Origin of the sequence: Flagellimonas marina, from assembly GCF_042651185.1 — a bacterium.
GTDB classification, from domain to species: Bacteria; Bacteroidota; Bacteroidia; order Flavobacteriales; family Flavobacteriaceae; genus Flagellimonas; species Flagellimonas marina.
The window spans coordinates 18897-30449 of record NZ_JBHSCL010000013.1; the positions used below are offsets into that span (position 1 = coordinate 18897).

10 protein-coding genes and 1 tRNA gene are annotated in these 11553 nt (G+C 41.2%); 7 read left to right on the top strand and 4 right to left on the bottom strand.

Going from position 1 to position 11553, the window contains the following annotated elements; all coding sequences use genetic code 11:
- Positions 1–71 precede the first annotated feature (71 nt).
- From ACFOWS_RS18170 to ACFOWS_RS18200, 7 genes are all read left to right on the top strand, one after another.
- Positions 72–155 (top strand) — tRNA-Leu (locus ACFOWS_RS18170).
- A gap of 185 nt (positions 156–340) precedes the next feature.
- The gene (locus ACFOWS_RS18175) at positions 341–1423 is read left to right on the top strand and encodes a hypothetical protein (RefSeq protein WP_379767781.1); all 1083 of its coding nucleotides are present in this window, start codon (positions 341–343) and stop codon (positions 1421–1423) included.
- Between the two features lie 106 nt (positions 1424–1529).
- On the top strand, positions 1530–3152 hold the full coding sequence (locus ACFOWS_RS18180) for an alanine/glycine:cation symporter family protein (RefSeq protein WP_379767784.1): 1623 nt from the start codon (positions 1530–1532) through the stop codon (positions 3150–3152).
- A gap of 212 nt (positions 3153–3364) precedes the next feature.
- Positions 3365–4264, top strand: coding sequence for a MerR family transcriptional regulator (locus ACFOWS_RS18185; protein WP_379767787.1), 900 nt, complete (start codon positions 3365–3367; stop codon positions 4262–4264).
- 12 nt (positions 4265–4276) lie between these two features.
- On the top strand, positions 4277–5737 hold the full coding sequence (locus tag ACFOWS_RS18190) for a phytoene desaturase family protein (RefSeq protein ID WP_379767790.1): 1461 nt from the start codon (positions 4277–4279) through the stop codon (positions 5735–5737).
- A complete protein-coding gene (locus ACFOWS_RS18195) occupies positions 5734–6573 on the top strand; it encodes a phytoene/squalene synthase family protein (protein WP_366590596.1) in 840 nt (279 codons plus the stop codon). Before ACFOWS_RS18190 ends, ACFOWS_RS18195 begins: the two co-directional genes overlap by 4 nt.
- Entirely contained in the window at positions 6573–7022 is a 450-nt protein-coding gene (locus tag ACFOWS_RS18200; RefSeq protein ID WP_379767793.1) for a beta-carotene hydroxylase, read from the top strand. Before ACFOWS_RS18195 ends, ACFOWS_RS18200 begins: the two co-directional genes overlap by 1 nt.
- 2 nt (positions 7023–7024) lie before the next feature.
- On the opposite strand, the gene ACFOWS_RS18205 is transcribed toward ACFOWS_RS18200, so the two are convergent.
- The 4 genes from ACFOWS_RS18205 to ACFOWS_RS18220 form a co-directional block, all read right to left on the bottom strand.
- Positions 7025–7585: a TlpA family protein disulfide reductase gene (locus ACFOWS_RS18205; RefSeq protein WP_379767796.1), complete on the bottom strand. Its 561-nt coding sequence runs from the start codon at positions 7583–7585 to the stop codon at positions 7025–7027.
- A gap of 3 nt (positions 7586–7588) precedes the next feature.
- On the bottom strand, positions 7589–8149 hold the full coding sequence (locus ACFOWS_RS18210; protein ID WP_379767799.1) for a TlpA family protein disulfide reductase: 561 nt from the start codon (positions 8147–8149) through the stop codon (positions 7589–7591).
- 80 nt (positions 8150–8229) lie between these two features.
- A complete protein-coding gene (locus ACFOWS_RS18215) occupies positions 8230–10497 on the bottom strand; it encodes an aconitate hydratase (protein ID WP_366590603.1) in 2268 nt (755 codons plus the stop codon).
- Positions 10498–10596: 99 nt separating this feature from the next.
- On the bottom strand, positions 10597–11550 hold the full coding sequence (locus tag ACFOWS_RS18220) for an AAA family ATPase (protein ID WP_366590605.1): 954 nt from the start codon (positions 11548–11550) through the stop codon (positions 10597–10599).
- Positions 11551–11553: the final 3 nt, after the last annotated feature.

Consider the following 11553-nt stretch of genomic DNA (forward strand, 5'->3'; position numbering starts at 1 on the left):
ATATTTGGACAAAACCCCTATATTTGTCGCCCCAAAGATTTTTGGCCGCTGTAGGTCAAAAAAATCATTAGGCCCACGTGGTGGAATTGGTAGACACGCTACCTTGAGGGGGTAGTGTTCGTAAGGACGTGCTGGTTCGACTCCAGTCGTGGGCACTCGAATCTCTTTTAACGTAATGTTTTAAGAGATTTTTTTTGTTTAAAAAGAGACCTTTTTTTTCTTTTCAAAGTTCCATAATCTCCCCTTTTTCGAAGTAGGAAGTATAATTTTCCAGCTTTTCCTATTTTTAACAATAATCAGACAATCTGGCGCATCAATGCTTGACCCAAAATACCAGAGTTTGCCAATTGCATCTTCCACCGAAATTTCAATGTTTTACGGTTGGTGGCAATTTTCGGTATGTCTTTTCGCATTTTTCTGCTTAATGGCCATCTGGTATCATATTGGAAAAAGGCAAAATGATTATGGTCCTGTATGGTTGGCAATTTCCATACTCTGCTGGGCCTTTTCTGGATTAGTGGAAATCGTATTTCTCGATAATGGTGAAGTCGGAGCACACTTTAAAGAAGGATTGCGGAGCATTCTTTCTTTAATGAACAGTCTTTTTATCCTAATGGCTTTACCTTGCTTCAAGTATTTGCCAAAACACTTTGACCCTGTCATAAAATCAAAGTTTTGGGCTTACATCGTAGGTATTCCATTTCTATTTGCCCTGTTGCCAACACTCCACAAAATGTTTTTAGCTCGCGAAGCATCGGTAATAAATGAACTGGATGTGTTCTACGCCTTGCTCACATTAATTTTTTTGGGATTTGTTCTTTGGGAATCCTTTAAAAAACGTAGGTTGCCATTACTGGGGTGGTTATCAACACTAACGGTAATCATTACTTTAATTGCTCAGATTTACAAGTTGTTGGATAACACCATCAACCTTTTGTTGTTCTCCGCCATTTTTAAAACTTCCTTGATCATGCTCTTTTTTGCTCTGGCACTTAGCTGGGTAAAAGAGCTCACGGAAACGCTAATACCCGAATCGCACAACCTCAAATTAACATTCCCATATGGCAAACAAGCTGTTAACATAAAAGGTTTTCCCGGATATGAGTCTAGAGTGGTTGAATTGACCCCAGCACTATACAAACTTTTAAGAACCTTTGCTGAGCGAAAACTTCATACTTCAGAAGGCTGGCTAGAAATTAAACCCAAGAATTTTGAAGCCTCCAAAAATTATGACATCAACGACCATAATGAGCTAAAGCGGCTGATAATAGCCCTGCTGGATGGGCTTTTTGGAAAAAGAAACTGGACCAAAGACAAACACCTCACACCCCTAAAAAACACCTTGTTCCAAATGTCGGAAAATAGAGAACGAAAAATTAGACTACTAATTCCAAAGTCAAACATATCTATTGATAATGAGTAAGTTAACCTAAATTTGTCAGTTTTCGGATTACTGACATTTTAAGATTTATTCCGACAATCACCAAAAAATCAAATCCTAAGATTGAAATTCCACATAAATTTTGATCATGGAGCAGCCACCATCATTCTTACAATCTTTTGTATCAAACCCACCTACATTGAACGCAGAAACTGCTAAAATGGGCTTGGATGAAAAAATCAATGATTTTTTTATGCCCTTTGCCGTTTGGTGGGAAAGTCTGATCCTATCAGAAATACCCATATTTGGCCATGGTATCCCTTTGGTTCTCATTATTCTCATATCAGGTGCACTCTTTTTCACCCTTTATTTTGGTTTTGTGAATGTTCGTCACTTTCCAACGGCCATACAAGTGGTTCGCGGTAAATATGACGATCTTGAAAGGCATGCCGCAAAGCTAAAACCTCAGGCATTTGAGGTTGATGGAGACCTTGTGGATACCATTAAAGATGAAGCCCATTTGGGCGAGGTCAACCATTTTCAGGCATTGGCCACCGCGGTATCGGGAACTGTGGGCTTGGGCAACATTGCCATGGTGGCCGTGGCCATTTCCATTGGCGGTCCAGGGGCCACGTTTTGGATGATTCTGGCTGGACTTCTGGGGATGTCCTCCAAATTTGTGGAATGCACCCTAGGTGTAAAATATCGCGATATTGACAAAGATGGGAATGTGTTTGGTGGTCCTATGTATTACTTGTCCAAGGGCCTAAAAGAGCAAGGGTTTGTTCGTCTGGGTAAATTTCTGGCATCTCTTTTTGCTATACTATGCGTAGGCGCTTCCTTTGGTGGGGGCAATGCGTTCCAGAGCAATCAAGCTGCAGCGCAAATCATCGAGCGTTTCGGACTTACCGGAGAGGCCTCAGGAAGCATCATCGGCCTAAGTTTTGCAATTTTGGCAGGCATTGTAATCATCGGAGGCATAAAACGTATCGCCAAAGTAACTGAAAAAGTAGTGCCATTTATGGCCATCCTATATGTGGGAGCCTCACTTTTCATCATCTTTTCCAAGCTTGAGTTTGTAGATGAAGCGCTAGCCCTAATAGTAAAAGAAGCCTTTACACCAAAAGCCACCATTGCAGGGGGCTTTGTTGGGGTGATTATTCAAGGATTTCGGAGAGCCGCCTTTTCCAATGAAGCAGGCGCTGGTTCGGCTGCCATAGCCCACTCCGCTGTAAATACAGCCTTTCCCGCTTCCGAAGGATTAGTTGGATTGTTGGAACCCTTTATTGATACTGTACTTGTATGCACCATGACCGCCATTGTGATTATTCTTTTTAATATGGATGGCGTTTTTATCTACGGCAATGTTGTTGACGGTCAAGCATTGATGAATGATGGAAGTCGAATTGGCGGTGTTAATATAACTTCACTCGCTTTTGAAAATTCAATCAGTGGCTCCTCCTATGTTTTAATGGCAGCTGTTTGCCTCTTCGCCTTTTCCACAATTTTATCTTGGTCCTACTACGGTCTACAGGCATGGAAATACCTTTTTGGACGCGGAAAGATGATTGACCTCGTTTACAAGATAATTTTTCTTCTGTTCACGGTCTTGGGAGCTGCCATTACTTTGGATGCGGTGATAAAATTCTCAGATGCGATGATTCTGGCCTTGGTGTTCCCCAATATGATTGGACTATTGCTGCTGTTTCCAAAGGTGAAAACAGAGTTTAGAACTTATATGGCGCTTATTTCAAAAAACGCAGCTAACTGAAAACTTGGGGGTCAAATCTTAAACAAGAACATATCAAGAGGCATGAAAAAAACAGTAAGAAGAATTTCAACTTTCAACTCTTTTCTTTCAAAATTGTTCATCTTTTCGGTTAAAAACACTAATTTTTCAAACGATACGTCCCAAATTTTATGCTAAAAAAATAGGTTCGTATGGTTTAAATCGTAAATTTGTTTAATCTTTACCCTTAAAAGATGAACAATGTAAAAAAATCATTCAGTATCCGAGACATGGAAAACCTTTCTGGAATAAAGGCCCATACTATTCGGATTTGGGAAAAACGCTACAATCTCTTCAGCCCAGAAAGGACAAGTACCAATATCAGAAATTATTCCATTGGGAGTTTACAGAAACTGCTGAACATTACGCTCCTATACAATAATGGCTACAAAATTTCAAAAATTGCCAAGTTGGATGAATCCCAAATTCCAGTGATGGTGAAGGAAATTGTGGCCCAAAACAGTAAAAAGAGCCATGCGCTGAATGCTTTCAAACTGGCCATGCTCAATTTTGATCAGTCCCTTTTTCAGCGAACATACAGCAGTCTTTTAGCGGAACGATCGTTCAGGGATGTTTTTTATGAAGTGTTCATTCCTTTGCTCAACGAGCTTGGACTTCTTTGGCAGACGGATACCATAAGTCCGGCCCACGAACATTTTATTTCCAATCTCATCAAACAAAAGATATACATTCAAACAGAAAAGCTACAAAATGGAGAACCCACTAAACATGATAAGGTTTTTGTGCTTTTCTTACCTGAGAATGAAATTCACGATATAGGATTACTGTATATCAATTATGAAATTACATTACGGGGATACAAGTCCATTTATTTGGGACAGACCATGCCCATGGAAAATCTCGCTGACTTGCTCAAATACTACAACAATATCCATTTTGTCTCTTATTTTACAGTGGCCCCTACTCCCAATGAACTAAACGACTATTTAGAGCGTTTCTCCAATCTTTTGGAACTTGCACCAGACTCCAAGCTCTATGTTCTCGGCCACCAAATACGCCATGCTGCGCCAGATATGTTCCCCGAGTCTGTAAATGCGTTCAATTCCATTGAACAATTGTTGGAATTCCTCTAATTGACCCTTCCGATGGAAAAAGTCATTGTCATTGGTTCCGGTTTTTCTTCGTTATCAGCCTCTTGTTATTTGGCCAAGGCTGGCTATGAGGTTGAAATCTTTGAAAAAAACAGTACCGTTGGTGGCAGGGCCCGACAGTTGACCAAGAATGGATTCACTTTTGATATTGGACCCAGTTGGTATTGGATGCCCGATATTTTTGACAAATTTTTTGCAGATTTTGGTAAAAAAACATCAGACTATTACCAGTTGGATAAGTTGAGCCCCGCCTACAAAATATTTTTTGAGGATGATGTGCTGACCGTTGGTGATTGCATGGATAAAATCTGCGACGAGTTTGAACGACTGGAAAAAGGTAGTGGCATACATCTAAAGCGGTTTATTGCACAAGCGCAAGAAAACTATGATATTGCCATCAACAAAGTGGTCTTACGCCCAGGTCTATCTCCTTTAGAGTTGGTGACCAAAGAAACTGTACTTCGGGTAGATCAATTTTTCAAGACCATTAGTCAGGAAGTCCGTAAGCGTTTTAAAAATCCAAAATTGGTTTCAACTTTGGAGTTTCCAGTACTCTTTTTGGGTGCAAAACCGAGCAACACCCCATCATTCTACAGTTTCATGAATTTTGCCGATTTTGGTTTGGGCACATGGCATCCCAAAGGTGGTATGTATGAAATCATCAAGGCCATGAAAAATTTGGCCGAGGAATTAGGGGTTAAAATTCATGTAGACAGCCCGATCACCAAGATTATTGTATCGGACAAAGAAGTGTTGGGCGTTCGCAGCCAAGGCAAAAACCATTTGGCCGATTATGTGGTAAGCGGGGCGGATTATCATCATTCCGAGACGCTCCTGGACGAAAAAGACAGACAATACTCAGAAGAATATTGGGAGAAAAAGACCTATGCACCCTCTTCCCTCCTTTTTTATGTCGGTTTTGACAAGAAATTGGAGAATATAGAGCACCACAATCTCTTTTTTGATACGGATTTTGAAAAACATGCCCGTGAAATCTATGATGAACCTCAGTGGCCTTCAGAACCCTTGTTCTATGCAAATTTTCCATCCATTACCGATGCTTCGATGGCACCAAAAGCATGTGAAACGGGTTTTTTCTTGGTTCCCATTGCCCCTGGATTGGAAGACACGCCACAGTTGCGTCAACAATATTTTGATGTTGTAATGGACCGGTTTGAAAAAAGAACCCAACAACTTGTAAAAGAATCTATTATATTTAAAGAAAGTTTCTGTGTAAACGATTTTGTTGAACAGTACAATTCCTATAAAGGAAATGCCTATGGTTTGGCCAATACATTGCGACAAACCGCTTTTTTACGACCCAACCTCAAAAGTAGCAAGGTAAAGAACTTGTTTTTTACCGGTCAGCTTACCGTTCCCGGCCCAGGGGTGCCGCCAGCCCTAATCTCTGGGAAATTGGTTTCTGATTTAATAACCAAAAACTCGAAAAGATGAAAACTATTTTTGATGACGTATCGTACCACTGTAGCAAAATCGTTACGAAATCTTACAGTACCTCATTCGCCCTGGCCACAAAAATGTTGGCGCCATCCATCAGGGCAGACATTTATAATATTTACGGATTCGTTCGTTTTGCGGATGAAATTGTGGATACTTTCCATGACTACAACAAGGAAAAGCTTTTCAATGATTTTGAAAGTGACATGGAACAGGCCATTGCTGACAAAATTAGTTTGAATCCAATATTGAATTCGTTTCAACACACCTATCACAGATATGATATTCCCCATCATTTGGTAGAATCTTTCATGAAAAGTATGCGAATGGATTTGACCAAAAAGAAATATGAAACCTTTGATGAGTATCGGCAATATATTTATGGTTCTGCGGATGTGGTTGGGTTGATGTGTCTCTGTGTATTTGTGAATGGAAACAAAGAAAAATATGAGGAATTGAAGGAATCTGCCATGGCTTTGGGCTCCGCTTTTCAGAAAGTGAATTTTTTAAGGGATTTGAAAGCGGACTATGAGGACCTTAACCGTACTTATTTCCCCAATACCAATTTGATGGAACTGGACGAAGTTTCAAAAAAACGTATTGTAAATGAGATAAAAGCGGATTTCGCCGTTGGCTATTCTGGTATTATAAAACTACCCGAACAAGCCAAATTTGGGGTTTATACAGCGTATCGCTACTATAAAAAATTGCTCTACAAACTTCAGAATACACCCCCGCTAGAAATTAAGAACGCCCGTATTCGCGTACCCAACTACCAAAAATTTGGACTCCTGGCCCAATCCTATGTAAATTATAAACTACAACTGGTATAATGAAGATAGCACTTTGGATAGTAATTTTTATGGCAACTTTCTGTTTCATGGAATTTATGGCTTGGTTTACCCATAAATACGTGATGCATGGATTGTTATGGAGCCTTCATAAAGATCACCACAAAAAAGACCATGACTCCTGGTTTGAACGGAACGATGCCTTTTTCCTGTTCTATGCTGTGGTGAGTATGATTCTATTCTTTTTGGGCAATTACACCTCATTTTGGTATGGGTGGCCTTTGGGATTTGGTATTTTAGCTTATGGAATTGCCTATTTTTTGGTACATGATATTTTCATTCACCAGCGCTTTAAGATGTTCAGAAATGCCAACAACTGGTATGCCCGAGGCGTTCGACGTGCGCACAAAATGCACCATAAGCATTTGGGCAAGGAAGATGGGGAATGCTTCGGGATGCTTTTTGTCCCGTTTAAATACTTCAAAAAATAGGATTATTCCAAAAGAAGGCTATCCAGCAAAGCTCTGGTACTTTCCGAATTCCAGTTGGCCGCACCTTTCTCATCCACTACAATTTTTCCAGACTTGCTAATAATATAAGTGGCCGGAATACTTTTGGACATCAATTCATCTGGGGTTTGTGAAGCTTCAAAAAATACCGGGAGTTGATATCCTTTCTTTTCAAGAAAAGCTGATACTTTATCACGCTCATCACTGGCCACGAAAGCAAAATCTACCTTATCTCCATAATCTTCATGCAATTCCACCAAACTGGGTAATTCTGCCACGCAAGGTGGACACCAGGTGGCCCAAAAATTGACCAATACCACTTTGCCCCTATTGGATTCAAAGTTCATTGGTTTTCCATCCGTGGACACTAAACTCCAATGATAATTCTTAAGAGTATCTTGTTCGTTCACCTCAACCACATCTGCACTAGCGGCCACAAGCTTGCTCACCAATACCCGAAGGTGAAAACCAACAGGCGTAAAGACAATCAAAATGATGGCCAAAATCCAAACGCCATTACTTATTTGTTCCTTGGAAAGTTTCAAAGTCTATTCGGCAATAAGTTTATCCAACAATGCATAGATTTTTTGATTGTTCCAATCTGCAATACCTTCTTTATGGATAACAATATTCCCAGATTTATCTATAAGATAAGATGAAGGTACTTTTTCAGGGTTGATGGGCATCTTTTCACCAATTATCAGATAGGTGACCGGAAACGTAAATCCGTGCTCTTCCATAAAAGCTTCAACAGGTGGCCTTTCTTCATTGGTAATGATATAGAAATCCACTTTGTCCTTGTATTTGTCGTAAAGGTCCTGAACACTTGACAATTCTGCTTCAGAAGGTAATCGCCAAGAGGCCCATAAATTGATAAAAACCACGTTTCCTTGGGATTTCTCAAAGTTGAAAAAATCCCAATTTTCGTCTTTTAACCGCCAATCATAATCTGTGATGGTTTTCCGTTGCGATTCCTCAATAACTGGTGGTGGAAAAGCGAACAAGCGATTTAAAAATAGCTTACCATAATGGCCCAATGGGGTTACAAAAAAAGAGAGCACAAAAAGAATCAATACAATATTGAGTACGGTCTTTTTACTGATTTTCATGTATTGGCGGTAGGTTAAAAATTAAAAACTCCTGATATTTTATCAATATCAGGAGTTTTATTGAATAATCTTAATAAAATTTAGGCATTCTCCTTTTTGATAAGATTCAAGGCAGAGCCTTCATTAAACCATTTTATCTGCGCAAGATTATACGAATGGTTTGCTTTTATGGTATCCTTACTACCATCGGCATGAACAATCTCAATGGTCAATGGTTTGTCTGGAGCAAACGCATCGATATCCACAAAATTGAAGGTATCATCCTCTTGTATTAGGTCGTAATCGTTTTCATTGGCAAAAGTCAACGCCAGCATTCCCTGCTTTTTCAAGTTGGTCTCGTGGATTCTTGCGAATGATTTCACTAACACAGCCGCAACACCCAAATGTCTGGGCTGCATGGCCGCATGCTCACGTGAAGATCCTTCACCGTAATTATGGTCTCCCACAACAATGGTTTTAATGCCTGCTTTTTTGTAGGCTCGTTGCGCATCAGGAACACCTTCGTACTGGCCTGTCAACTGATTCTTCACAAAGTTGGTCTTTTGGTTGAATGCATTCACAGCACCAATCAAGGTGTTGTTGGCGATATTGTCCAAATGTCCTCTAAAACGCAACCAAGGTCCCGCCATGGAAATGTGATCCGTAGTACATTTTCCAAAGGCCTTAATCAACAATTTCATGCCTTGAAGGCTCTCAGGGGTCATGGGCTCAAAAGGCTCCAACAATTGTAGACGTTCAGAGTCTGGAGCTACAATTACTTCCACTCCGCTACCATCTTCAACGGGGTCCACATATCCATTTTCCTTGACTTCAAATCCCTTTGGAGGCAATTCCCATCCTGTTGGCTCATCCAACATCACTTCTTCACCATCTTCATTGATCAATTTGTCGGTCAATGGATTAAAGTCCAAACGACCCGCAATGGCAATGGCAGCTGTCATTTCTGGGGAGGCAACAAACGCATGGGTATTGGGGTTTCCATCCGCACGTTTGGCGAAGTTTCGGTTAAAGGAATGCACAATACTGTTTTTTGGCGCATTCTTTGGGTCTTTATACCGTGCCCATTGACCTATGCAAGGTCCACATGCATTGGTAAAGATGGTGGCATCCAGTTTTTCGAATATCTCAAGGATACCATCACGCTCTGTTGTGTATCGTACTTGTTCCGAACCTGGGTTGATTCCAAACTCGGCTTTTGTTTTTAATTTTTTGTCCAAAGCCTGTTGGGCAATGGAAGATGCTCTCGACAAATCTTCGTAGGAAGAGTTGGTACAAGATCCTATCAATCCCCACTCTACTGCCAATGGCCATCCATTTTCGTTGGCCTTGTCGGTCATGGTTCCCACTTCTGTTGCCAAGTCTGGCGTAAAAGGACCATTCAACAACGGCTTCAACTCTGTCAAGTTGATTTCAATGACTTGGTCAAAATAGTCTTCTGGGTTGGCATAAACTTCTGGGTCCGCCGTTAAGTGCTCTTTTACTTTATTGGCTGCATCCGCCACATCTTCCCTATCGGTAGCTCTTAGGTAGCGCTCCATGGATTCATCATACCCAAAGGTTGATGTTGTAGCGCCAATTTCGGCACCCATGTTACAGATGGTTCCTTTTCCTGTACAGGACATTGAGGTGGCTCCAGGGCCAAAATATTCCACAATGGCTCCTGTTCCCCCTTTTACTGTAAGAATTTCAGCCACTTTTAAGATTACATCCTTGGGGGCTGTCCAACCGGATAGTTTACCTGTTAATTTAACCCCAATCAATTTTGGAAACTTCAATTCCCACGCCATTCCGGCCATAACATCCACTGCATCGGCTCCACCCACACCAATGGCCACCATTCCCAATCCGCCAGCATTAACGGTGTGTGAATCGGTACCGATCATCATTCCGCCTGGGAACGCATAGTTTTCCAATACCACTTGGTGAATGATACCTGCTCCGGGTTTCCAGAACCCTATTCCATATTTATTGGATACGGACCCAAGGAAATCAAATACTTCCTTACTGGTCTCGTTGGCATGTTTTAAATCTGACGCAGCGCCATCCTTGGCCTGAATCAAGTGGTCGCAATGCACAGTTGTGGGCACGGCCACTTTATCTTTACCAGCTTGCATAAACTGCAACAAGGCCATCTGGGCCGTTGCATCCTGACAAGCTATTCTATCTGGGGCAAAATCAACATAATCCTTTCCTCGAATAAATTCCTTGGTGGGCATTCCATCCCATAAATGCGAATACAATATTTTTTCAGAAAGGGTAAGGGGTTTTCCTACCAACTCCCGGGCCTTGTCCACACGTTCCCCCATGGAAGCGTAGACGCCCTTAATCATGTCAATATCAAATGCCATTCTATAATCGTGTTTAAGATTTAGTAATTTGGTAAATTTACTAAAATACCTACGATTTCTGAATTAGAATTGCCTTAAATAGTAGAGAAGATTTGATATTTACAACAATTCGGAGATAATCCTTTCTTCTGAAATTCCTTCGGCCTCCGCTTTGTAGTTTTTTAGGATTCTATGTCGAAGTATGCCCAAAGACACTGCTTTTACATCTTCAATGTCTGGAGAAAATTTTCCGTGAACAGCAGCATGGGCCTTGGCGGCAAGCACAAGATTTTGTGATGCACGTGGTCCTGCTCCCCAATCCACATAATTGTTGACGAAATTGGAGGCACCCTCAAGACCGGGCCGTGTACTGTTGACCAATCTCACAGTATAATCCACAACATTGTCTGGGACCGGAATCCTTCGCACCAAATGCTGTACTTCAATAATCTCATCGGCATTGAACAGGGTGTCCAATTTAACCTCATCATCGGTTGTGGTGGATTTTACCACCTGTATTTCCTCTTCAATGGATGGGTAGGTTAGCTCAATAGCGAACATAAATCGGTCCAACTGCGCCTCAGGCAATGGATAGGTTCCTTCTTGTTCAATGGGGTTTTGGGTAGCCAATACAAAATAGGGTCTGTTGAGCTTGTATTGTTTTCCGGCAATGGTCACAGCGCGTTCCTGCATAGCCTCCAAAAGGGCAGCTTGAGTCTTTGGGGGTGTCCTATTGATTTCATCTGCTAGGATGATGTTTCCAAAAACAGGGCCCATGATAAACTTAAAGTTCCGGTTTTGGTCCAATACCTCGCTCCCCAGAATATCGCTTGGCATTAAATCTGGAGTAAATTGAATTCTTTTAAAATCGAGCCCCAAGGTTTGTGCAATGGTATTGACCATCAAGGTCTTCGCCAATCCGGGAACACCGATCAGCAGGGAGTGTCCACCGGTATAAATGGAAAGTAAAATCTGGTCAATCACCTTTTCTTGGCCCACAATGACCTTGGCAATTTCCTTTTTTAAAGCTTGATGTTTTTTTACAAGATTTTCAACCGCTGTAACGTCTGACATGTA

What these genes read in the sequence shown, in the direction of transcription:
- ACFOWS_RS18180 (WP_379767784.1), top strand. Translation starts at nt 1,530, where the DNA reads ATGGAGCAGCCACCATCATTCTTACAATCTTTTGTATCAAACCCACCT.
- ACFOWS_RS18210 (WP_379767799.1), bottom strand. Translation starts at nt 8,149, where the DNA reads ATGAAAATCAGTAAAAAGACCGTACTCAATATTGTATTGATTCTTTTT.
- ACFOWS_RS18195 (WP_366590596.1), top strand. Translation starts at nt 5,734, where the DNA reads ATGAAAACTATTTTTGATGACGTATCGTACCACTGTAGCAAAATCGTT.
- ACFOWS_RS18200 (WP_379767793.1), top strand. Translation starts at nt 6,573, where the DNA reads ATGAAGATAGCACTTTGGATAGTAATTTTTATGGCAACTTTCTGTTTC.
- ACFOWS_RS18220 (WP_366590605.1), bottom strand. Translation starts at nt 11,550, where the DNA reads ATGTCAGACGTTACAGCGGTTGAAAATCTTGTAAAAAAACATCAAGCT.
- ACFOWS_RS18215 (WP_366590603.1), bottom strand. Translation starts at nt 10,497, where the DNA reads ATGGCATTTGATATTGACATGATTAAGGGCGTCTACGCTTCCATGGGG.
- ACFOWS_RS18185 (WP_379767787.1), top strand. Translation starts at nt 3,365, where the DNA reads ATGAACAATGTAAAAAAATCATTCAGTATCCGAGACATGGAAAACCTT.
- ACFOWS_RS18190 (WP_379767790.1), top strand. Translation starts at nt 4,277, where the DNA reads ATGGAAAAAGTCATTGTCATTGGTTCCGGTTTTTCTTCGTTATCAGCC.